At 68.7% G+C, this 22,599-nt stretch carries 21 protein-coding genes; 14 read left to right on the forward strand and 7 right to left on the reverse strand.

The window, feature by feature from the left end; translation table 11 throughout:
- Positions 1 to 19 precede the first annotated feature (19 nt).
- Positions 20 to 1,312, reverse strand: coding sequence for an ABC transporter substrate-binding protein (locus CIK77_RS03750; protein WP_249268698.1), 1,293 nt, complete (start codon positions 1,310 to 1,312; stop codon positions 20 to 22).
- Positions 1,305 to 2,237, reverse strand: coding sequence for an N-acetylmuramic acid 6-phosphate etherase (locus tag CIK77_RS03755; protein WP_087056131.1), 933 nt, complete (start codon positions 2,235 to 2,237; stop codon positions 1,305 to 1,307). The genes CIK77_RS03750 and CIK77_RS03755 overlap by 8 nt, the downstream gene beginning before the upstream one ends.
- A 109-nt stretch (positions 2,238 to 2,346) precedes the next feature.
- On the opposite strand from CIK77_RS03755, the gene CIK77_RS03760 reads away from it, so the two are divergent.
- Positions 2,347 to 3,213 carry a MurR/RpiR family transcriptional regulator gene (locus CIK77_RS03760; protein WP_249268699.1) on the forward strand — a complete coding sequence of 289 codons (867 nt, stop codon included), beginning with the start codon at positions 2,347 to 2,349 and terminating at the stop codon, positions 3,211 to 3,213.
- A gap of 7 nt (positions 3,214 to 3,220) precedes the next feature.
- Positions 3,221 to 4,387 carry an exo-beta-N-acetylmuramidase NamZ family protein gene (locus CIK77_RS03765; RefSeq protein ID WP_087056133.1) on the forward strand — a complete coding sequence of 389 codons (1,167 nt, stop codon included), beginning with the start codon at positions 3,221 to 3,223 and terminating at the stop codon, positions 4,385 to 4,387.
- A gap of 103 nt (positions 4,388 to 4,490) precedes the next feature.
- Here CIK77_RS03765 and gndA read toward each other — a convergent pair whose 3' ends face one another.
- A complete protein-coding gene (gene gndA, locus CIK77_RS03770) occupies positions 4,491 to 5,930 on the reverse strand; it encodes an NADP-dependent phosphogluconate dehydrogenase (RefSeq protein WP_170934225.1) in 1,440 nt (479 codons plus the stop codon).
- A 252-nt stretch (positions 5,931 to 6,182) separates the two neighbouring features.
- On the opposite strand from gndA, the gene CIK77_RS03775 reads away from it, so the two are divergent.
- Together CIK77_RS03775 and pth are read left to right on the forward strand one after the other, a co-directional pair.
- Positions 6,183 to 6,794 carry a 50S ribosomal protein L25/general stress protein Ctc gene (locus CIK77_RS03775; RefSeq protein ID WP_170934226.1) on the forward strand — a complete coding sequence of 204 codons (612 nt, stop codon included), beginning with the start codon at positions 6,183 to 6,185 and terminating at the stop codon, positions 6,792 to 6,794.
- A 69-nt stretch (positions 6,795 to 6,863) separates the two neighbouring features.
- Positions 6,864 to 7,448 carry an aminoacyl-tRNA hydrolase gene (gene pth / locus CIK77_RS03780; RefSeq protein WP_087056136.1) on the forward strand — a complete coding sequence of 195 codons (585 nt, stop codon included), beginning with the start codon at positions 6,864 to 6,866 and terminating at the stop codon, positions 7,446 to 7,448.
- A gap of 72 nt (positions 7,449 to 7,520) precedes the next feature.
- Here the strand turns inward: pth and CIK77_RS03785 are convergent, their stop codons facing one another.
- The 3 genes from CIK77_RS03785 to CIK77_RS03795 are packed head-to-tail and all read right to left on the reverse strand — an operon-like array spanning position 7,521 to position 8,558.
- Positions 7,521 to 8,090, reverse strand: a complete 570-nt coding sequence (locus tag CIK77_RS03785) for a hypothetical protein (RefSeq protein ID WP_087056137.1) — start codon at positions 8,088 to 8,090, stop codon at positions 7,521 to 7,523.
- A gap of 16 nt (positions 8,091 to 8,106) precedes the next feature.
- On the reverse strand, positions 8,107 to 8,364 hold the full coding sequence (locus CIK77_RS03790; RefSeq protein ID WP_087056138.1) for a hypothetical protein: 258 nt from the start codon (positions 8,362 to 8,364) through the stop codon (positions 8,107 to 8,109).
- On the reverse strand, positions 8,361 to 8,558 hold the full coding sequence (locus CIK77_RS03795; protein ID WP_087056139.1) for a hypothetical protein: 198 nt from the start codon (positions 8,556 to 8,558) through the stop codon (positions 8,361 to 8,363). Before CIK77_RS03795 ends, CIK77_RS03790 begins: the two co-directional genes overlap by 4 nt.
- A 150-nt stretch (positions 8,559 to 8,708) precedes the next feature.
- On the opposite strand from CIK77_RS03795, the gene mfd reads away from it, so the two are divergent.
- From mfd to hisS, 7 genes are all read left to right on the forward strand, one after another.
- A complete protein-coding gene (gene mfd, locus CIK77_RS03800) occupies positions 8,709 to 12,335 on the forward strand; it encodes a transcription-repair coupling factor (RefSeq protein WP_087056140.1) in 3,627 nt (1,208 codons plus the stop codon).
- 81 nt (positions 12,336 to 12,416) lie between these two features.
- Positions 12,417 to 13,595: a Na+/H+ antiporter NhaA gene (locus CIK77_RS03805; protein WP_087056141.1), complete on the forward strand. Its 1,179-nt coding sequence runs from the start codon at positions 12,417 to 12,419 to the stop codon at positions 13,593 to 13,595.
- Between the two features lie 126 nt (positions 13,596 to 13,721).
- Complete coding sequence (locus CIK77_RS03810; RefSeq protein ID WP_087056142.1) at positions 13,722 to 14,069, forward strand: YciI family protein; 348 nt, start codon at positions 13,722 to 13,724, stop codon at positions 14,067 to 14,069.
- A gap of 3 nt (positions 14,070 to 14,072) precedes the next feature.
- The gene (locus CIK77_RS03815; RefSeq protein WP_087056143.1) at positions 14,073 to 15,356 is read left to right on the forward strand and encodes an RNA polymerase sigma factor; all 1,284 of its coding nucleotides are present in this window, start codon (positions 14,073 to 14,075) and stop codon (positions 15,354 to 15,356) included.
- A 158-nt stretch (positions 15,357 to 15,514) separates the two neighbouring features.
- The gene (locus tag CIK77_RS03820) at positions 15,515 to 16,300 is read left to right on the forward strand and encodes an alpha/beta fold hydrolase (protein WP_087056144.1); all 786 of its coding nucleotides are present in this window, start codon (positions 15,515 to 15,517) and stop codon (positions 16,298 to 16,300) included.
- 199 nt (positions 16,301 to 16,499) lie between these two features.
- Positions 16,500 to 17,123, forward strand: coding sequence for a MazG family protein (locus tag CIK77_RS03825; protein WP_087056336.1), 624 nt, complete (start codon positions 16,500 to 16,502; stop codon positions 17,121 to 17,123).
- A 168-nt stretch (positions 17,124 to 17,291) separates the two neighbouring features.
- Positions 17,292 to 18,557 carry a histidine--tRNA ligase gene (gene hisS / locus CIK77_RS03830; protein WP_087056145.1) on the forward strand — a complete coding sequence of 422 codons (1,266 nt, stop codon included), beginning with the start codon at positions 17,292 to 17,294 and terminating at the stop codon, positions 18,555 to 18,557.
- A gap of 142 nt (positions 18,558 to 18,699) precedes the next feature.
- Here hisS and CIK77_RS03835 read toward each other — a convergent pair whose 3' ends face one another.
- The gene (locus tag CIK77_RS03835; protein WP_087056146.1) at positions 18,700 to 19,995 is read right to left on the reverse strand and encodes an APC family permease; all 1,296 of its coding nucleotides are present in this window, start codon (positions 19,993 to 19,995) and stop codon (positions 18,700 to 18,702) included.
- Positions 19,996 to 20,092: 97 nt separating this feature from the next.
- On the opposite strand from CIK77_RS03835, the gene CIK77_RS03840 reads away from it, so the two are divergent.
- The 3 genes from CIK77_RS03840 to CIK77_RS03850 are packed head-to-tail and all read left to right on the forward strand — an operon-like array spanning position 20,093 to position 22,538.
- Entirely contained in the window at positions 20,093 to 20,485 is a 393-nt protein-coding gene (locus tag CIK77_RS03840; protein WP_087056147.1) for a GntR family transcriptional regulator, read from the forward strand.
- Positions 20,482 to 21,543: a DUF1648 domain-containing protein gene (locus CIK77_RS03845; RefSeq protein WP_087056148.1), complete on the forward strand. Its 1,062-nt coding sequence runs from the start codon at positions 20,482 to 20,484 to the stop codon at positions 21,541 to 21,543. Before CIK77_RS03840 ends, CIK77_RS03845 begins: the two co-directional genes overlap by 4 nt.
- Positions 21,540 to 22,538, forward strand: a complete 999-nt coding sequence (locus tag CIK77_RS03850) for a CPBP family intramembrane glutamic endopeptidase (RefSeq protein WP_087056149.1) — start codon at positions 21,540 to 21,542, stop codon at positions 22,536 to 22,538. The genes CIK77_RS03845 and CIK77_RS03850 overlap by 4 nt, the downstream gene beginning before the upstream one ends.
- The last annotated feature ends 61 nt before the right edge of the window (positions 22,539 to 22,599 follow it).

The following is a 22,599-nucleotide window of genomic DNA, read 5'->3' on the forward strand; positions in this document are numbered from 1 at the left end:
TCGCCCCGCGGCACTCAGGTCAGGGGGACGGCGTGAACCAGGAAGAGACGCCGGCCTGCAGGTCTTCCGCGAGGTTCTCGGGAGTCTTCTCTCCGAGGAACAGCGCCTGGATGTCCGGACCGAGGACGTCGGTTCCGGTGGGGTCGCCGTAGCGGAAGTCGACCAGCAGCAGGTACGGAGCGGGGTTCGCCTCGTACAGCTCGTTCATCTCCTGCATGAGCGGGTCGCTGTACGAAACGCCGGGCACCGGGGAGAACTGGTCGACCTCGTCGGCGACGAGCTGTCCGAACTCCGTCGTCGTCATCCAGCGCAGCAGGTCCGCGGCGGCGTCCTGCTGGTCGCTCGAGGCATTGATCCCGAAGCTTCCGTCGGCATACCCGGGGGTGACGGCTTCGTCGAGCACCGCTCCCGGAGGCGGCGGAACGTCGTACACGCCCCATTCGGTGTCGGGCGCCGACTCCTGGAAGGTGGGCAGATCGAAGGATCCTCCAGGCCACTGCGCAGCTTGCCCCGAGGCGAACTGGAGCGTCGCATCGGCGACGGCGATGGCGTTCACGTCCTTGTCGAGGTACTCCTGCATGTCCTCGACGATCTCGAGTGACGCCACGTAGTCGTCATCCGTGAAGTCGGTCTCCCCGCTGAGCACCTTCTCCTCGAACTGGGTTCCGCCGTAGCGGGCGGAACCGACGATGTCGGCGAACATCGGGAGCACCCAGGCGTCGCGGGCACCGAGCGCCATCGGTGTGATGTCGGCGTCGAGAAGGTCTTCCTGCAACGCGATGAACTCGTCCCATGTCGTCGGCTCTTCGAGACCCTGCTCGTCGAAGATCGTCTTGTTGTAGAACATGTGCATCGTCTGGTAAGCAAAAGGCACGCCGTAGGTCGCACCGTCGTCGACCCCCTGTGCCGCCCGCAGCACGCTCGGTTCGAACTGGTCGAGGCCGTCCACGACGTCGTCGATCGGCACCAGCTGATCGGCCTGAATGGCCGGCTGCACACCACCGTAGGCACGAAGCATCGCGACGTCTGGACCGTCGCTGCCCGTCATCCCGGTGGCGAGGATCTGGTTGTACTCGGTGGGCTGGTACCCCTCGAACTCGATGGTGACGCCGGGGTTGGATTCCTCGTAGACGTCGAAGACAGCCTCCCACTTCGGCGCGGAAGAGGCCTGCCAGGACCAGACCGAGAGGGTGACGTCGTCTCCGCTGGAAGCAGCGGGGGCGCATCCCACCACGATTGCGCCGGTGACGAGGAGCCCTGTGGGGATCGCAAGACGAGTGATGCGGTGATGCATGAGATTCCTCTCAGTCATGTGAAGAGTCGGTGTCGGACGGGGGAAGCGATGCCAGCGCGCGCCGAACGGCGCCGGATGCGGAGCGGAGCGCGCCGCGGGCCCTCTCGAGGGAGACCGAGCCGAGCTCACTCACGAGCGCCGCCTTCAGGTCTCCATCGGCGGCCATGAGCCGTTCGCGCGCGGTTTCGAGCGGGATTTCCGTCGCCTCCGCGAGGATGCGCACGGAGCGCTCGCGCAGCTTGTGGTTGGTCGCGACGACCGAGACCATCAGATTCGACCAGACGTAGCCGCGCTGGACCATCACGGCGGTCGAGAAGCTGTTCAGCAGCAGCTTCGTGGCCGTTCCCGCTTTGAGTCGGGTCGATCCGGTCAGCACCTCCGCGCCGGTGTCCGCGACGACGATGATGTCGGCCGATTCCGCTGGAACGGCAGGATTGCTCGTGATGAGCGCTGTCCTCGCGCCGCGATCCCGTGCCGCTTCGAGCGCGCCGTGCACGTAGGGCGTCGTGCCAGAAGCGGCGATCCCGATGGCCACGTCGCCTTGGTCGAGCTGATGCGCCTCAGCGGCACCCGCCGCTTCACTGTCCTCGCTGCCTTCGATCGCGCGACGCATGGCCTCGTCCCCACCGGCGAGGTGGGCGACGAACACGCCGGGGTCGAGGTTGAAGGTGGGGAGCAGCTCTGCGGCGTCGAGAACGGCGAGGCGCCCGGAAGTGCCCGCACCGAAGTAGTGCACGCTTCCTCCGGCGTCGAGGGCTGCGACGGTCTGTTCGACCAGGATCGACAGGCTCGGCAGCGCCGCGCGCACGGCCGAGGTCACCTCAGCATCGGCGTCGTTGAACACATGAAGCAGCTCGAGGGTGCTGAGCTCGTCGAGATGCCCGGTGGCCGGGCGGCGTCGCTCCGTGGAAGGAAGGTCCACGGCTGGTCGGGGTGAGGTCATCTGCTTCTCCAAGGTCGGTGATCCCACTTTGGAGAAGATTTTCCAAGTTGGCAAGACTTTTCGGAAAATCGTTGCTTGCTGATGGGGAATTTTCTGTCACGATGGTCTTGTGTCCACCAGTGCCATGACGGCGATCCACCAGCGTTTGTCCGGACTGACCCCGACCGAGCAGCGAATCGCGCGCTACGTCCTCGACGACCCTCGCCGGGTGGTCGACGCTTCGATCACGCACCTGGCTGCGGCTTCGCGATCCTCGGTCGCCAGTGTCGCCCGCCTTTCGCAGAACCTCGGCTTCTCCGGCTACCCCGAGTTTCGGCTCGCCCTCGCGACCGATCTCGAGCGCAGCGAGACGGAGCGCGAACGCTTCCAAGTGGCCGAGGGCGACGTCGACCGGGGGGATGACGCTCGCACGACCATCCGAAAGATCGCGTTCGCCGAGGCATCAGCCATCGAGCGCACCGCTCGTCAGATCGACATCGACGAGTTGGAGCAGTGCGTCGCCGCTATGCGCGCAGCCAGAAGGATCAACATCTACGGTGCGGCCTCGAGCGGGCTCGCGGCGCTCGACCTCGAGCAGAAGCTGCATCGTGCCGGGATCGTCGCGCAGGCGCACACCGATCTGCACCTCGCCCTCACCGGCGCCGCGCTGCTGGACGAACGCGACGTCGCCATTGCGATCTCGCACTCGGGGCGGACGTTGGAGATCGTCCAGGCCGCGCGCGTCGCCGCTGATACGGGCGCGATCACGATTGCGATCACGAACAATCCTGACTCCCCGCTCGCACGGGCCTGCTCACGCACACTCGTCACGGCCGTCGCGGAGTCGACGTTCCGGTCGGGTGCTATGGCGAGTCGGATCGCGCAGCTCGCCGTGCTCGACTTCCTCTTCGTGCGCATCGCCCAGGACGACTACGACACTATCTCGAACAATCTGCGGCTGACGTACGACGCCGTCACGTCGCACCGGATCGAGTGAGGAACGGATGCAGACCGGAATCGACAGACTTCTCGGAGACGACGCGGTCGGGGGACGCTGGCGGGGGCGCCGACTCGGTCTGCTCACGAACGACCTCGCGCTCACATCCGATCTCACAAGAGGACGGGCCGCGCTCGCGTCGGCCGGATGGGAGCTCGCGCTCCTGTTCGGCCCTGAGCATGGGATGAGCGGACGTGCCCGCGAGGGAGCGCACATCGCGGACATGCCAGATCCCGTCACCGGTGTCGCTGTCCGCAGCCTCTACGGCGAGAGTTCGCGCCCGAGTCCCCGTGACCTCTCCGGCATCGACGCCGTGCTCGTCGACCTGCCCGACGTCGGGAGTCGCTTCTACACCTATGCCTGGACGATGAGCCACATGCTCGAGGCGTGCGCCGATGCGGGGGTCGCAGTCGTCGTGCTCGATCGTCCGAATCCGCTTGGCGGAGACCTCGCACGTGCCGAAGGGCCGATGCTCGACCCCTCGGTGCAATCGCTCGTCGGGCGGTGGCCGATGCCGATCCGTCATGGCCTCACGATCGGCGAGCTCGCGCGACACTGGGTGCGCACACGGCGCATCGACGTCGAGCTCGACGTCATCGAAGTCACCGGCTGGAAGCGCGATGAGACCGCCCTCGGCCGTCGCGAGCTCACCTGGATGCCGCCCTCGCCCAACTTGCCGAGTGCAGCCACGGCCATGCTCTATCCCGGCACGTGCTTGGCGGAGGGCGTGAACGTGTCGGAGGGGCGCAGCACGGCCGTCCCCTTCCGTGTGATCGCGGCGCCGTATATCGACGGTGAGCGCTACGCGGCGCGAATCGACGCGGAAGCGCTGCCCGGCGTCAGAGCCGTGCCGTATGGCTTCACCCCGTTGGTCCGCGACCACGCTGAGGAGCCCTGCGAGGGCATCATCCTGCACATCACCGACGCGGATGCCTTCCGCCCTGTCCGCACCGGGGTTCGGCTTCTCTCCCTGATCGAGGAGCTCCACCCCGGTTGTCTCGAAGAGCGACCTGGCGTTCCGATGCCGGGTGAATCCGATGCTTCGCCGCTGGAGCGACTGTTCGGCGTGCGTGGTGCCTTCGAAGAGATCCGCCTCGGCGCGTGGGACGATCCTGCTCGCCTCGCCGTTCCGGAGTGGGCAGACATCGTCGCGCCGGATCTGCTGTACACGTGACACGGTCGCACGCGCAGGCGAGATGTGGACGCTTCGGACGTCATCCGGGAACAGCAGTGGGCCGACCCGGATCATCCGGACCGGCCCACCGAGAGCGCTGAGATCAGTGCGTGTCTTCGGCCTCGATCTCGGAGCGGTCACCTGACCACAGCGTGTGGAAGGTGCCCTCCTTGTCGACGCGCTTGTAGGTGTGCGCACCGAAGAAGTCGCGCTGCCCCTGCACCAGCGCGGCGGGCAGACGCTCCGCACGGATGCCGTCGTAGTACGCCAGCGACGAGCTGAACGCCGGCGAGGGGATCCCCGCCTGTGTCGCGGCGATGACGACGCGGCGCCATGCGGCCTGGCCGCGGGTGAGCGCATCAGCGAAATACGGCGCCGTGGCGAGCACGGGAAGTTCGGGCTGCTCGGCGTAGGCGTCGGCGATGCGGTTCAGGAACTGGGCCCGGATGATGCAGCCCTCGCGCCAGATCTTCGAGACGGCGCCGAGGTCGATCGTCCAGCCGTACTCTTCGGCACCCGCGCGGATCTCGTCGAAACCCTGCGAGTACGCGATGATCTTCGAGGCGAACAGTGCCTGGGCGACATCCTCGATGAACGCGTCGGTGTCCTCGACGTGGAACTCCTCGTCGGGGCCGGGGAGCGCTGCCGCCACGGCGCGCTGCTCGGGGTGCGACGACAGCGAACGGGCGAACGTCGCCTCGGCGATGCCGGAGACCGGAACGCCCAGCGAGAGCGCGGTCTGCACCGTCCAGGCTCCCGTGCCCTTGGCGCCGGCCTGGTCGAGGATGACGTCGACGAGGGGCTTGCCCGTCGACGCGTCGTTCTGGCGCAGCACCTCGGCGGTGATCTCGATGAGATACGACTCGAGCTCACCGGTGTTCCACTCGGCGAACACATCGGCGATCTCTGCGGGGGTCTTGCCGGTGCCGCGGCGGATCAGGTCATAGGCTTCAGCGATCAGCTGCATGTCGGCGTACTCGATGCCGTTGTGCACCATCTTCACGAAGTGGCCTGCGCCGTCGTGGCCGACGTGGGTCACGCACGGCTCGCCCTCTGCGACCGCGGCGATCGACTCGAGGATCGGCCCGAGAGTCACCCACGACTCGTCGGAGCCGCCCGGCATGATCGATGGGCCGTTGAGCGCACCCTCTTCGCCGCCGGAGATGCCTGCACCGACGAAGTTGATGCCCGTCTCGCGGACCGCCTTCTCGCGGCGGATGGTGTCGGGGAAGTAGGCGTTGCCGCCGTCGACGATGATGTCGCCCGGTTCGAAGACCCTGACGAGCTCGTCGATGACCGCATCCGTGCCGCGGCCGGCCTTGACCATGATGATCGCCGTGCGGGGCTTCGACAGCGATGCGGCGAACTCCTCGTACGAGAACGCGGGGATGAACCCGGCCTCGGGGTGCTCGGTCACCAGCGTGTCGGTCTTCTCACGACTGCGGTTGTACACCGCGACGGTGTTCCCTTCGCGGCTGGCAAGGTTGCGGGCCAGGTTCGACCCCATCACGGCAAGTCCGACGACTCCGATATTCGCACTCATGCGTACAAGGTTATCGCCCCTGAGAGCGTCCGTGAGACGCGGGCGGTTCGGCAGCGCAGTACGGAGTCGCACAGCGTTCCTCGTCCGGATGATTCGTCGGGTAGGATAGGAGCGACCTCGGCGAGGGATAGCCATGCATGGCATCCGTTATCGACGCGGGTGTGCGGGCCACAATGCTCTCCTCACGCGTCGCGTTCGAGTCGAGAAGCTTAACCACCGTGGCAGCCACATGCCGCGAGTACGAGGAGAATCATGAGCGACAGAAACACTCTTGCGGTATCCGTCCGCACCGAGTTCGGCAAGGGCTACGCGCGCCGTCTGCGCGCGGCAGGCAAGATCCCCGCAGTCATCTACGGTCACGGCAACGATCCGACCCACGTCGCGCTGCCCGGCCACGAGACCGGCCTGATCGTTCGCCACGCGAACGCCGTCATCGACCTCGACATCGAGGGCAAGAGCGAGCTCGTGCTCGTCAAGGATGTGCAGCGCGACCCGGTGCGCTCGATCATCGAGCACATCGACCTGATCTCGATCAAGCGCGGCGAGAAGATGCAGGTCGACGTGCCGTTCGTGATCGAGGGCGAGAGCTTCGCCGGCACGATCCACACGCAGTCGGCATCGGCCATCACGGTCGAGGCCGAGGCCTTCCACATCCCCGAGACCCTGACGGTCTCGATCGATGGCCTCGAAGAAGGCGCGTACGTCTACGCCAAGGACGTCGAGATGCCGGAGGGCGTCACGCTCGCCGACGACCCCGAGCTGCTGCTGGTGTCGATCTCGACGCCGCGCGGCGAGGAGGACGAGCTGGAGGAGGACGAGTCCGCAGCTGAGAGCGAGGCTGCGTCGGAGGAGTCCGCAGAGTAGCGCCACGACGTCTCTGCGAGGGGGTGCGATGATGATCGCACCCCCTCGCTTTTTCGTGAAAGGAGAGCCGTGGTCGACACATGGCTGATCGCGGGGCTCGGAAATCCCGGCCCCCGCTACGAGCTGACCAGGCACAACGTCGGCCAGATGGTCGTCGATGAACTGGCCGCCCGCCGGGCGGAGTCATTCGGGCAGCACAAGGCGAACGCACGCGTCGCCGAGACCTGGGTGCGACCCGGCGCGGCGAAGCTCGTGCTGGCGAAGCCGAACTCGTTCATGAACGTCTCGGGCGGCCCCGTGTCGTCGCTGGCGAAGTTCTTCTCGATCGATCCCAGCCGGGTGATCGTCGTGCACGATGAGCTCGACATCCCATTCGACTCCCTCAAGCTCAAGCTCGGCGGCGGCCACGGCGGGCACAACGGCGTGCGCGATGTGGCGAAGGCCCTCGGCAGCGGCGAATTCGTTCGGGTGCGCGTGGGCATCGGTCGCCCGCCTGGGCGCCAGGACCCCGCCGACTGGGTGCTCTCGCCGTTCTCCGCCGGTGAGAGGCAGGACCTCGGGAACCTGCTCGTCGACGCGGCGGACGCGGTGGAGCGCATCGTGGAGGACGGTCTGACCGCCGCCCAGCAGCGGGCACATGCGCCGAGAGCGTAGCGGGCGCAGAAGCATACGAGAGGCCCGTCGCCTCGGGAAGGCGACGGGCCTCTCGTGACAGCCGGTTGAGCGTCACATGGTGTCGAACGGGATGGACGACACGAAGGTGGCGATGTAGGTGATCATCACCGGCACGATTCCGACGACCGAGATCACGATCGCGGCGATGCCCCAGCCGCGGCCGCGGTTGAGCACGGTTGCGACGATTCCCTGGACCAGGCCCCACATGCCGAAGAGACCGTATACGCCGAATCCGGCGAAGACACCGAACAGGTAGGGCAGGAACTCCGCGTTCTCGAGGTCGGAGGGGGTGTACTCGGAGCTCGCCGCATCGGCGATGGATCCAGCGAGCGCTGTGGAGGCGACGCCGACGATCACGCTCCCCGCGATGACGGCGATCACGGAGGCGACGGCGGCGATGATGCCGAGCGTCGGCGAACCCTTCGGCCGGGCGGGTCGCGGCTGCGGCGGCGCCGGGTAGTACCCCGGCTGCTGCTGCGGGTATCCCTGCCCCGGGTGCTGCGGATAGGCCTGTCCTGGCTGACCCTGCGGCGGGTAGCCCTGGCCCGGCTGACCCTGCGGCGGCTGGCCGGGGTGACCCGGCTGGTTGTTCGGCTGCGGAGGAACCGATGGTGTCGACATGAGTCGTCCCTTTCTTCTATGCGGCGGCGACGCCGACGGCGAGGGCAGCGCTCGTGAGCGCGGCGAGCAGGATGGGGGAAGCGGCGGCGACGACGATCGCCCACACCGCCGGGGCGCGCCCGCGCTGCGTGCGCAGTGCGACGATGCCCTGGATCAGCGCCCAGACGCCGAGCGCGCTGCCGAGCCAGAACCCGATTTCGCCGATGATGATCAGCGGTCGCGCAGGAGCGAGGACGGCCCAGGTCCAGACTCCGGAATCCAAGAATGCGCTCACGCCGATCGCCTGCCGGCACTATGGCCGGCGAACCAGAGCGGGACGGCCGCGAGCACGAACGCCCCGATCGCGAGCACGAGAGCGACTCGTCCGAGGCGGGGAGTCGTGCGTTTGGGTCGCGGAGCGACGACGGGCGCGTATCGAGAGTCGACGGGCGGCTGATACGGAGCCGCATACCCACCCTGATACGTCATGCCTCCATGCTACGGGGCGCCCGGCCCGTGCGCAGTAGGGCATTCCCACCTGCGTCCACGCTGCCGAGATGCGCACTTCTCGTCGAGATGCGCCGGTTCGGACGCTGGGATGTCGAAGAAGTACGCATCTCGCGAGCGTAGACTCGAGCAGTGACAGTTCACGGCATCGAGCGCGCCCTCGAACGTTCTGAAAGCTATCGTGATGCGCTCGCCGAGGCGGCCGTCGACGCGGAGCTGTCGTGCGCATCGGGGCTGGACGCGCCGCTGCTGGCCGCCATGCTGGCGCGACGCGCGGCCGCCGGCCATCCTCCCGCTCTGCTGGCGATCGCCCCCACAGGCCGCAGGGCTGATGCGCTCGGCGCCGCCATCGAATCCCTCGTTCCCGGTGCGACCGTACTGAGCTTCCCGGCGTGGGAGACGCTCCCGCACGAGCGGCTCAGCCCCAGCCCGGAGACCGTCGGGCGTCGGCTGACGACCCTCCGCGCGCTGGCCGCGTGGAACGGCGATCACCCGATCGTCGTCACCGCGTCCGTGCGCGCCGCTGTGCAGCCGATCGCGCCGGGCCTGGCCGACATCTCGTCGATCGACCTGCGCGTCGGTGAGCGCGCATGCGATCTCGACGAACTCGTCGGCGGGTTGGTGGAGCGCGCGTATTCCCGTGTCGACATGGTCTCGCGCCGCGGTGAGTTCGCTGTGCGCGGCGGCATCGTCGACGTCTTCCCGCCCGTCGCCGATCATCCGTACCGCATCGAGCTGTTCGGCGACGAGGTCGACCAGATCCGGGCGTTCTCCGTGGCCGACCAGAGATCGCTCCCCGGCGACATCGGCGGCGTCGAACTGGTGCCGAGCCGGGAGCTGCTGCTGACCGACGACGTGCGCGAACGCGCACTCGAGCTGCAGGACTCCATGCCGGGCATCGCGCAGATGCTTGAGAAGATGGCGAACGGCATCCCGGTCGAGGGCATGGAATCGCTCAGCCCCGTGGTCGCCGGTCCGCTCGTATCGCTGCCGGCATACCTTCCGCCTGCTGCGTCGGTCGCTCTGGTCGATCCGGAACGCGCGATCACTCGCGCCCTCACGCTCGGCGAGACCAACCGTGAGTTCCTGGAGGCGGCATGGGCCGTCGCAACCGGGGGAGGAGACGCGCCGGTCGACCTCGACGCAGGCGACTTCCTGCCGATCTCTCGACTGCGCGACGATGTGCGATCCGCCGGTGGTGTGTGGTGGTCTCTCAGCCCGTTCGACGCCGGAATCGCCGAGATCAGTGCGGAGCTCGCTGAGGCGGGGGAGGACGTCGTTCCGGACGGCGGAGCGACAAGGGTGCGAGCCGATGCCGTTCCGTCCTTCCAGGGGAACGTCGAAGGCGCGACCGAGCACATCGCGGGCAGGCTGCGTGACGGCTGGGCCGTCGTCGTCGCCGCCGAGGGCGCGGGCCTCGTCGAACGAGCCAGGGACGTGCTCAGCGAGCGCGGCCAGGCGGCGCGCATCGTGGACGAACTGACGGACGCGCCGGAACCCGGGGTCGCCACGCTCGTGCGCGCCTCACTCGAGCGCGGCTTCGAGTTCGCCGAGGCGCGCCTCTCCGTGCTCACCGAGAACGAGTTCTACGGCAGGGCAATCGGCGGCACGAACCTCGGCGCCAAGAAGCTCGCCTCGCGCCGGCGCAACGTCGTCGACCCGCTGCAGCTGAAGAAGGGCGACTACGTCGTGCACGCCACGCACGGAATCGGCCGCTTCGTCGAGATGGTCAAGCGAGAGGTCTCGACCGGCGGGAGGAACGCGGTCAAGAGCGAGCGCGAGTACCTTGTTCTCGAATACGCGCCCAGCAAGCGAGGCCGCCCCGGCGACAAGCTGCACGTTCCCACCGATCAGCTCGATCAGCTCTCGAAGTACGTCGGAGGTGAGGACCCGCAGCTGTCGAAGATGGGCGGCAGCGACTGGGCGCAGGCCAAGAGCAAGGCGCGCAGGGCCGTCCGCGACATCGCCGTCGAGCTCGTCAAGCTGTATTCGGCCCGAATGGCGGCCAAGGGTCACGCATTCGGTCCGGACACCCCGTGGCAGCGCGAGCTGGAGGAGGCGTTCCCGTTCGCAGAGACCCCCGACCAGCTGCAGACGATCGACGAGATCAAGCGCGACATGGAGAGCCCGCAGCCGATGGACAGGCTGCTCTCCGGCGACGTCGGCTTCGGCAAGACCGAGGTCGCCGTGCGGGCAGCATTCAAGGCGATCCAGGACGGCAAGCAGGTCGCGATGCTGGTGCCGACGACCCTGCTGGTCAAGCAGCACTTCGAGACCTTCGCCGAGCGCTTCGCCGGGTTCCCCGTGAAGGTCCGCTCGCTGAGCCGCTTCCAGAGCGACAAACAGGCACGTGAGGTCGTGCAGGGGCTGGCCGACGGCACCGTCGACATGGTGATCGGCACGCATCGGATCCTCACCGAGCGCGTGAAGTTCAAAGATCTCGGCCTGATGATCGTCGACGAGGAGCAGCGCTTCGGCGTCGAGCACAAGGACGCGCTGAAGAAGCTCAAGACCAACGTCGACATCCTCGCGATGAGCGCCACTCCCATCCCGCGCACGCTGGAGATGGCCGTCACAGGCATCCGGGAGATGTCGACTCTGCAGACGCCGCCGGAGGATCGCCACCCGATCCTGTCGTACGTCGGCCCGCGCAACGACAAACAGCTCACTGCCGCGATCCGCCGCGAACTGCTGCGTGAGGGACAGGTGTTCTACGTGCACAACCGCGTGCAGTCGATCCAGCAGATCGCCAGTCATATCGCCGAGCTGGTGCCTGAGGCCCGGATCGCGGTGGCGCACGGACGAATGGGCGAGCAGCAGCTCGAACAGGTCGTCGACGACTTCTGGGAGCGCAAGTTCGACGTGCTCGTGTGCACCACGATCATCGAGACCGGGATGGACATCACCAACGCGAACACCATCATCATCGACCGCGCCGACAGGTACGGCCTCGCACAGCTGCACCAGCTGCGCGGGCGCGTCGGGCGCGGTCGGGAGCGCGCGTACGCCTACTTCGTGTACGACGAGATGAAGCCGCTCAGCGAGACGGCCGCCGATAGGCTCGAGACGATCGCGGTGCACAACGACCTCGGCAGCGGCACACAGGTCGCCATGAAGGATCTGGAGCTGCGCGGCGCCGGGAACCTGTTGGGCGCCGATCAGGCCGGGCACATCGCCGGCGTGGGCTTCGACCTGTACCTCCGGATGATCGGAGAGGCCGTGTCGGCGTTCCGCGGTGACGAGACCGAGGGGCCGACCGAGCTGCGACTCGAACTGCCGGTCGATGCCCGCGTGCCTGAGCACTACATCGACAGCGAGCGGCTGCGCCTCGAGGCATACCAGAAGCTCTCCGCCGCGGCCGCTGTGTCGGCGGAGGAGGACTCCATCGACCTCGTCGTCGAGGAGCTCGCCGACCGATACGGCGAACCGCCCGCGGAGGTCATCGGACTTGTGCGCGTCGCGAGGTTGCGTCGTCGCGCCAGCCGCTCCGGGCTCAGCGACGTCGTGGCGATGGGCAAGAACCTCCGCATCGCACCGGCGGATCTGCCGGACTCCATGCAGGTGCGTCTCAAGCGCCTGTACCCCAGCGCCAAACTGCTGGCGGGCGGAGAGGCGATGGTGGTGCCGCTGCCGACGAAGATCGAGCCGGGCCAGGACGAACTGCTGTTGGCATGGGTGGAGCAGCTGCTCGATGCCCTGTTCCCGCTCCCCAGGAAGGAAGACACTCCGGATGCAAGCGTCAGTGCGCGGCCCGCGTAGAATCGAGGTCGGTGTGCCGGGAAGTCTGGTCGGCGTCGCGGGCCCGACGGCCCGCGGGCAGTCGTTGACCGAAAGGACCCCATGAAGTTGCTCCGTTCAGAGCGGTTTCCCGCCTTCCTCCTTCTCGGCGCCGCGGCGCTGGGGCTCCTTCTTGCGAACATGCCGTTCGGCGAAGCGCTCATCGACTGGAGCCACACCGAGATCGGGCCCGCCGCGATCGGCCTGAACCTGTCGCTGTCGCACTGGGTCGCCGACCTGCTGCTGGCGATCTTCTTCTTCACCGCGGCGATGGAACTGCAGTTCGAGCTCACCAAGGGGCAGCTCAACAGCGTGCAGAAGGCGCTCAGGCCGGCGGTCGCGGCGCTCGGCGGCGTGCTCATGCCGATCCTCGCCTATCTGATGATCGCCAACGATCACGACACGATCAACGGCTGGCCGATCCCGACCGCCACGGACATCGCATTCGCCCTCGGCGTGCTGGCGATGTTCGGCAAGGGGCTGCCCAAGCAGGTGCGCGTGTTCCTGCTCGCGCTCGCGATCATCGACGATATCGTCGGCATCTTGTTCATCGCGTTCCTGTTCACCACAGACATCAACCTGCTCAACCTCGTGATCGGCGTCGCGCTCATCGTCGTCTTCGCGATCCTGAGTCGCATGCGCAGCGAGACGAACACCCGCGTCATCGTCGCGCTGATGATCATCGTGGCGCTGGCCGCATGGGCGTTCATCTACCTCTCCGGCGTGCATGCCACGATCGCGGGCGTGATGCTCGGTCTGGTCATCCGACAGGACGAGGGCCTGCGCGCCAGCCACGCACTCGAGCCATGGGTGAACGGCATCGTGCTGCCGATCTTCGCGTTCTTCTCCGCGTTGGTGGCCATTCCGGCGGTGCCGGTCAGCGAGCTCTCTCCCGCGATGTTCGCGATCATCGTCGCGCTGCCGGTGGGAAAGATCGTCGGCATCACGCTGTTCGGCTGGCTGTCGAACTTCATCGGGCGCAAGAACGGCGATCCGGGGCTCAGCATCCCCGACATGCTGCCGGCGGCCGCGCTCGGCGGCATCGGCTTCACGGTGTCGCTGCTGCTGTCGCGCCTCGCTTTCGCCGAGCACCCGCTGGTCGCCGACGAAGCGGTCCTCGGCGTGCTCATCGGATCGTTCATCTCGCTCATCATCGCGGCGTTCCTGGTTTCGGGAAGGGCGCGCCACTACCGCCGTCTCGCGGCGCAGGGCGCCGGGCCCTCAGAGGACGAGAAGGCGTAGCCGGAACTTTCTTCTCCGAAGTTGTCGATGTGCGGCACCCTCATCCGTCAACATGGTGTCGGGCCGATCGGCTCGGCGCAGATGAGGGGGCCGCACAGTCGCGGCCGACCGAGCGGAGGAGACACCATGAAGTACGCCATGCTGCTGATGGGATATCACAACGATCCTGATTGCGGTGACGACGGGGGAGCCGACCCCGAGGAATTCTTCGCCTTCGACAAGGAGATCACCGAGGCCGGTGTCGTCGTCACGTCGTTCGCGCTGGAGGATCAGGACGTCGCCGTGAAGGTGGCGAGCAGCGAGGACGGCGGCCGGATCACGTCGACCGGCCCGTTCGCCGAGGTGCAGGAGTTCGTCGGGGGCGTGTACATCATCGACGTCGACGGAATCGACGAGGCGATCGAATGGGCCAAGAAGAGCCCGGGATCCGCTCCAGGCGGTCACGTCGAGCTGCGTCCCGTCGCCCCCTATTGAGCCATGAGCGCTGACGCACCGGGCGAGGAGGCGGCGCGAAACGCGATCGCTGGCGTGGATCGCGACGCGCAGTCGCGGATCATCGCCGCCCTCGCCCGGCGGTTCGGCGACCTCGACCTCGCCGAGGACATGCTGCACGAAGCCGTCGTGCGGGCGCTGGAGGGCTGGCCGCGCTCCGGTGTACCGGACTCGCCGGCCGCGTGGCTGACGACCGCGGCGACGAGACGTGCAATCGACATCGTGCGTCACGACGACATGCAGGCGCGCCGACTCCCGCGCATTTCGGCTGAGCGAGAGATGGAGCCCGTCTCCGCGGCGTTCCGCGACCCCGCGGACGCGGCGCCGGAAGAGAACCAGTTGCCGGACGACAGGCTCGGGCTGTTCTTCGCCTGCGCACACCCCGCGCTGGCTCCGGAGGACCGTCTCGCGCTCACGCTCCGTTTCGTCGGTGGGCTGTCGACCAGCGAGGTCGCCCACGCACTGCTCGTGCCGGTGCCGACCATGCAGCAGCGCATCACCAGAGCGAAGCGGCGCATCCGGACCATGGGCATCCGGTTCATTCCGCCCGCCGTCGGGCGGGCACGCGACCGGCTGCCTGTGGTGCGACAGGTGGTCTACCTGATCTTCGCCGAGGGATTCGCCGCCTCCACCGGCAGTACGCACACGCGGGACGACCTCGCCGAGGAGGCGATCCGGCTCGCACGGATTCTGCACCAGTTGACTCCGGGTTCTGCCGAGAGCACGGGGCTGCTCGCGCTGCTGCTGCTCACGCACGCACGTCGGCCGGCGCGCGCCGACGCTCATGGGCATCCGGTCGCGCTCGCCGACCAGGACCGTTCGCGCTGGAGCCGAGACCTGATCCGAGAGGGGCTCACGCTCGCCGCCCGTGCCGCGGGCAGCCCCGGTGCCGGCCCCTTTGCGATTCAGTCGGCGATCGCGGCGGTGCACTCGGAGGCACCGAGCTTCGACGCAACCGATTGGGCGCAGATCGCGGTGCTGTATCGGCTGCTGGCCGCGCACGATGATGGGCCGGTCGTTCGACTGGGGGAGGCTGTCGCGCAGGGGAGGGCACAGGGGCCGCGCGAAGGTCTGCGCAGGCTCGATGCGCTCGCCTCGGATCCGGTCCTTGCTCGATTCCGCCCGTTCCACACTGCCAGAGCCGTGACGCTCGAGGAACTGGATGAGCATGCCGCCGCTGCCGAGGCATACCGCCGTGCACTGGAGCTGCCCGGCAACGAGGCCGAGGACGCGTATCTGGTTTCCGCGCTCGACGGACTGTGCACCTGACCGACGGGTTCAGCGACCCCGTGTCGCAGGCCGCGACGAACGCGACCGCCGCGTAGACGATTCCGCTTCGTGCATCGACGTGCGGGCGGCATCGTCGCCGACGAACATCGCCCCGTCGCCGGGGCTTTCGCACCGATCAGCCGAAGAAGGAGTCGATCATGCCGCATTTCGAGACCGCCACCTCCCGTGACGGAACACAGATCGCATACGAACGCACGGGCAGTGGGCCGGTGCTCGTCTTCGTGACCGGGGCCGTGTGCCATCGACGATTCGCGCCGATCCGGCAGGACGTGAAGGCGTTCGCGGAGCGGTTTCGCGTGACGACCTACGACCGCCGTGGACGGGGAGACTCCGGCGACACCGACGCGTGGTCGTTGGAGAAGGAGATCGAGGATCTCGAAGCTGTCATCGACGCCGTCGGGGGCCGTGCTCTGCTGTACGGGCACTCCTCTGGCGCGGTGCTCGCGATGCATGCGGCCCGTCGTCTTCCTGGCAAGGTCGAGCGCGCCCTGCTCTACGACGCGTCCTGGGTGGCCGACCACGAGGAGGCGGCGACGTACGCGCAGCTGCGCGCAGAAGTCGAGGGGCTCCTCGACGGCGGCCGCGGCGCGGTTGCGATCAAGCGGTTCCTGATCGGCGTCGGCATGCCGAAGGCGTTCGCGCGGCTGCTGCCGGTGATGCCGGGTTGGCGTCGGCTTGTGGCGCTCGCTCCGACGCTGCGCTACGACATGGCGCTGACCGCCTCGCCGCCGCCGCTCGATGCGGCAGCTCAGATCACCGTGCCGGTGCACGTGATGGCGGGGGAGCGCAGCCCTGCGTCGCTGCATCGGGTCGCCGATGCGCTCGCCGAAGCGATCCCCGCCGCAACGCACGAAGTGCTGAGGGGCCAGGACCACATGGTGTCGGCGAAGGTGCTGCTGCCGAGCCTTGTGCGGCACCTCTGAGGTGGTGAGGAGCCGCGCTCGCTCGCGCGCCGACGCCTGCGGACCCGAGCGCGCGCTTCCTCGGAATGTGCGCGAGTCCGTCGCAGCCGGCGGAGCTGGCGATCGCCGCAGCGATGCGGGGAGACCGGACGACGTCTCCGGGTGACACAATGGGCGCGTGAACGAACAGGGCGATGCGCTGCGGCGTGCGGCAGATGTGATGGAAGAGGTGCACTCGGAGTGCGTGTGGTCGAAGGCCATGACGCATGAGGAGCTCGCGCCGTACCTGCAGGAGGAGTCGGCGGAGCTGATCGACGCGATCGAGACCGGCGACCGTGCGGGCCTGCGCGAAGAGCTGGGAGACGTGCTCTGGCAGGTGCTGTTCCACTCGGCCGTCGCCCCCGACTTTACGCTCGACGACGTCGCAGGCGACCTGGTCGACAAGATGGTCCGTCGTCATCCGCACGTGTTCGCGGATGAGACCGCGGAGACGCCGGAGCGGGTGCTGGAGCTGTGGAACGCGGCGAAGGCCACTGAGAAGCGCGACCGCACGTCGGTGCTCGACGGGGTTTCGCACGCGATGCCCGCGCTCGCACTGGCGCAGAAGGTGCTCGGCAAAGGCGAGCAGGTCGGCGTCGGGCTCGAGCTGGTCGAGGCGACGGCGGCGTACGAGGCGCTCGAGGCCGATGCGGAGGAGCCGCTGCTGCCCGCCAGCGAGGAGGAGCTGGGCGACACCGTCCTCGTCCTGGTCGCCCTCGCTCGTGCCCGCGGCTGGGACGCCGAACGCGCACTGCGCGGCCGCGTGCGCGCATTCGAGACGGATATCCGCGACGCGGAAGCATAGCCCCGCCGTTGTCGCCCGTGCGCCGCGCTTTGCTGCGGAGAACGCCGCTGCGGCACGGTCTCGGCGGCAGTTCGGCGCACCTGAGCGACGGAGTGCGGGCCGAATAGGGGCGAAGCGGGCAGGCACGGGGCGGAGCCCGCAGGGCGGGTCTGGAAGAATGGGGACGCTATGGCTGCCGTAAACGCTCCGCGCGGAATGCGCGACTTCCTCCCCGCCGACAAGAATCGTCGCGAGCGCGTGCTCGCCGTGATCCGCGAGCGCTATCGCGCGCACGGCTTCGACGAGATCGAGACGCCCGTGATGGAGGAGCATGCGCGCCTGCACGCGGGCATCGGCGGCGACAACGAGAAGCTCGCCTTCAACGTGCTGCGCCGGGGACTCACACCGGAGAAGATCACCGCGGCCGCCGACGACCAGTCCGCGCTCACCGACCTCGGGCTGCGCTACGACCTGACCGTGCCGCTGTCGCGTTTCTACGCGTCCAACCGTGCCGACCTGCCCGGCGTCTTCCGCTCGGTGCAGATCGCGCCGGTGTGGCGCGCGGAGCGACCGCAGAAGGGGCGCTACCGCCAGTTCGTGCAGTGCGACATCGACATCATCGGCGACGCCTCCTCGCGCGCCGAGGTCGAACTGCTGGCCGCGTCGCTCGACACCTTCGATGCGCTGGGGCTGAACGACGTGGTCATCCGGATCAACGATCGTCGTGCGCTCGATGCGATGCTCGACGTGTTCGGCTTCCCGGTCGACGAGCGGCCCGGCGTTCTCATCACGATCGACAAGCTCGACAAGATCGGACCGACCGGCGTTGCGGCGGAGCTGCGCGAGCGCGGCGCGACGGCAGACGCGGTCGACGCATTCGAGTCGTTCCTCGGCCGCGAGCCGTCGGAGCAGTCGCGCTTCGGCGAGGCTCAGATCCGCGCCGCTCTGCCCACAGGTGTTCCGGATGAGGTCGTCGCCCACCTGGTCGGCATCGGTGACGCCGTCGGCGCGTCGGCGAGCCTCGAGTTCGACCCGTTCCTCGTGCGGGGGATGGGGTACTACACCGGCACGATCTTCGAGGTCGCGCACTCGAGCGTCGGGTATGCATTGGGCGGCGGCGGCCGCTATGACGGCATGATCGGCCGCTTCCTCGGGCAGGACGTACCGGCCGTGGGCTTCTCGATCGGGTTCGAGCGCATCGTCGACCTCGTCGAGCTGACCGAGGCGGAGTCTGCCGAGGCAGTGGTGCTGGTGCACGACAAGGACGTTCCGGTCGTCGAGCTGGTGTCGCTGAAGGCGGCGCTCATCGCCGAAGGCACACGCGTTCGGCTCGAGCAGCGCACCAACAACCTCAAGAACCTGCTCGCTCGCGCAGAATCCGACGGGTACACCGCGTTCGCCGCCGTGCGCGCGGGTCAGACGCGCGCGGAGCTCGAGCTGAAGCCCCTCGGCTGAGCGCATCGGGCACGGGGACGGGGTGCTGAGCTTCGGTGTGGGGTGCTCTGAGCCGCGGCAGGCTCATTGAGCCGCGGCATTCCCCGGGCGATTGTGCCGCGGCTGGGGGATTGTGCAGTGTGTCGGAGCAGCGGGGTGCGGGTCAGCGCGCGCGGCGCAGCCGGATGGCGCGGTAGGCGAGGCCGACGGCGATGACGATCACGCCGCCGACGATGCTCTGCCACGGCAGGCTGGCGGCGATCACGACGCACAGCGCCGCCCCCAGCACCTGCAGCCAGCGGGGGTAGCGGCGCACGTCGCGCCCCTGGCGCAGCGCCGCGAGGTTCGCGACCAGGTAGTAGAGCATGATGCCGAACGACGAGAACCCGATCGCGCCGCGCAGGTCGACGAACGCGACCAGCGCGATCACCACGGCGCAGACGGCGAGTTCTGCCCGGTGCGGCACTCCGGTGCGCTTCGAGACGGCAGAGAGGAAACGCGGCAGGTCGTCTTCTCGCGCCATCGCGAGGCCCGTGCGGCCGAGCCCGGCGAACAGCGCCAGCAGCGCACCCAGCGACGCGAGCGCGGCGCCGACCCTGACGGCGGGCTCCGCCCACGCCCATCCGGCCGCGCCGACGATGTCGGCCAGAGGAGCGGCCGACTCCGCCGCGCCCTGCGGTCCGAGCGCCCACAGCACGATGGCGGCGAGCACGGCGTAGACGACGACGGCACCGGTCAGTGCGACCACGATCGCCCGCGGGATCGTGCGGCGGGGGTCGCGCACCTCCTCGCCCATCGTGGCGATCCGCGCGTAGCCGGCGAAGGCGAAGAAGATCAGGCCGGCCGACTGCAGGATGCCGTGCCATCCGGATGCCAGCAGGCCGTCGCCGAGGAACGTCGGGGGCGCGCCGCTGACGAGCAGCGCCGCATCGCCCGGATCCGCGACGGCGGCATTGTCGAGTCCAGCAGACACCCCAGCGGCCACGACGACCGCGAGCACCGCGAGCACGAGCGAGACGATGATCTTCCTCGCCAGCGCGGTGCGTGTGACGCCGGCGAGGTTGATCGCGCACAGCACGACGACCGCCGCGATCGCCACCGGACGCTCCATGCCGGGCCAGGCATATGCGGCGAAGGTCAGCGCCATCGCCGCGCAGCTCGCCGTCTTGCCGATCATGAAGCACCACCCGGCGAGGAATCCCCACCAGTCGTTCAACTCGGCACGGCCGTAGGCATAGCTGCCGCCGGAGACCGGATGCACCGCAGCGAGCTGGGCGGAGCTCGTCGCGTTCGCGAAGGCGACGACGGCCGCCAGCCCGAGCCCGATCAGCAGGCCCGATCCGGCGGCCGCTGCCGCGGGAGCGAACACCGCGAAGACGCCGGCGCCGATCATCGAGCCGAGCCCGATGGCAACGGCATCGCCCAGTCCGAGACGACGGGCGAGCGAGGGGGAGGGCATGCGCGGATTCTACGGGCGCGCGGTGACGCCGGAGTGCACGGGACGAGACCTCGACAGGATACTGGCCCAATAGTTCTATTTGCGCTAGAATAAGCGCATGCTCATTCGGATCGACCCGACGCGTGAGGAACCCGTCTTCACCCAGATCGCGGCGTCCATCCGAGGCGACATCGTCGCAGGCTCCGTCGGTGAGGGTGACAGGCTTCCTTCGGCGAAGCAGGTCGCCGCCTCACTGGGGGTGAACCTGCACACGGTGCTGCACGCGTACCAGCAGCTGCGCGACGACGGTCTCGTCGATATGCGCCCGGGCAGGGGAGCGGTCGTCACCGCAGCGGCCGGCTCGGTCGCAGAGCTGCACGACGACATCCGGGCGCTCGTCGACCGTGCCTCGTCGCTCGGAGTCTCAACGGAGGTGCTGGCCGGGCTCGTCAGAGGCGGCCGGAATCCGACGCAGACGCGGGCCGCCCGATCCGCGAAAGGAAAGTCATGACCGACACCTACGACGCGCTGCGCGCACGGGCCGTTCGCCGGTTCCGATGGGTGGGGCTGATCCTCCCGCTGAGCGTGCTCGTGATGCTCTCCCTCGTGCTCGTCGTGCTGCTGCCGCACATGCCGGACCCTGCCGCGATCCACTGGGGTCTCACCGGCGGGCCTGACGGGTTCGGGCCGGCGTGGACGTTCCCCGCGATGATGGCGGGCGTCGGCGGCGGCGTCACTGTGCTGGTGGCGGGACTGGCGCTCTCCGGAATCCGCACGAACACCGGCGGGCGGATCTCCTTCAGACTGATGGCGGCGATCGTGTGGGTGGAGGTCTCGCTGGTGGGGCTGAGCCAGTTCGCTTCGGCGGTGGCGCAGATCGGCCTCGACGACGCGCGTGACGCGCCCGGTGTCGGCGGGTTCCTCGTCGGCGGTCTGGCGGTGGGCGCGCTGCTCGGGTTCGCCGCGTGGAAGCTGTCGCTCTCCGTCCCCGCAGATGAGAGCCGCGGCGGCGAGACGCCGGCGGGCCTCGAACTCGGGCCGGGCGAGCGCGCGGTATGGATCCGCAGCGTGTCGATCGCACGCGCCGGCCTCGTCGCACTCGGCCTCCTCATCGCGCTGGTGGCGGGGCTCGCCCTGACCACCACGATTCTCGACATCCGGCTCAGCGGTGCTGTGAGCGTCGGTTCCTGGATCACGATCGCGGCGCTGGCTCTGGTCACGGCCGCCGTCATGTTCGGCTCCGTCTTCGTCGTGCGCGTCGACGGCCACGGTCTCACCGTGCGTGCGCCGCTGGGCTGGCCGCGCAAGCACGTGCCGCACGCGAGCATCCGGTCGGTCGACGTCGTGCACGTCAGCCCGATGGGCGACTACGGCGGGTGGGGGTGGCGCTACGGAGTCGGAACGGGGCTCGGCATCGTGCTGCGCGCGGGAGAGGCGATCCGCGTCACGACGGATGCGGGGAAGAGCGTCACCGTCACGGTCGACGATGCGGCCACGGGCGCCGCCCTGCTGGCAGGCGCGATTCCGGATGACGACGACGGACGAGACGAAGAAGGCAGCAGATCATGACGGACACGACTGAGAACGACAGCACGCGTCGCGGAGACAGCCGCGTTCCACGAGCCGGATGGGGCGCCATCGCGGTGTTCGTCGTCGTTGCGATGGCGCTCGCCTGGGCCGTGGCGATCCCGCTGTGGCTCGGCCCGGTGCCGCCGCTGGTCGGGCAGGCGATCGCCGTGGCGATGATGTTCACGCCTGCGCTGGCGGTGCTCGTCGTCGTGCTCGCGATGCGGGCCCCGCACCGCGGCGCGCTGCGCTTCCTCGGCATGTGGCCGCTGAGGCCTGTGGGGCGTACGGTCTGGTTCTGCGTGATCGGGCTGTTCGGCCCGATCGTGCTCACCATGGTGGGCATCGCGCTGTCCGGAATGCTGGGGTTCGTCGAACTCGATCTGCAGAACCTCTCCGGCTTCGCCGCCCAGCTCGAAGCCGCGGGGGCCGACCTGACAGGAGTCAGCCCGTGGGTCGTCGTGCTCACACAGCTCGTCATGGTTCCGTTCGCCGCCGTCGTGCCCAACGCGATCGCCGCGTTCGGCGAGGAGATCGGCTGGCGCGGATGGCTGACCGCGGCGCTGCGGTCCCGCGGAGTGTGGCCGGCGCTGCTCATCACCGGGGTGGTCTGGGGCCTGTGGCACGCACCGCTCATCCTGCTGGGGCAGAACTACGGCCGCACCGACGTCTCCGGTGTGCTGATGATGGTCGCCGCATGCGTGCTGCTCGGGGTGCTGTTCGGCTGGCTCCGACTGCGCACCGGATCAGTGTGGCCGGCCGTCTTCGCCCACGGCGCGCTCAACGCCGTCGGCCAGGCGACGATGCTGTTCACCGCGGCGGGCACGGAGCCCGACCCTGCGCTGATCGCGCCCATGGGCGTTCCGATGTGGATCGTGCTCGCCGTGGTCATCGTCGTGCTCATCGCTGCGGGGCAGTTCCGGTCCGACAGGCTCACCGGGTTCGCTCCATCGAAGCCGGGGCGCCCCGGCCCGACGTCGCCGAACGCGTCGGCTTGAGTACGACCTCCCGGGCGTCGACCTTCCGGGGTGGGATCGTACTCGTCTCGCGCGGCCGTAC

Source organism: Microbacterium sp. JB110 (assembly GCF_003335195.1).
Taxonomy (GTDB): Bacteria; Actinomycetota; Actinomycetes; order Actinomycetales; family Microbacteriaceae; genus Microbacterium.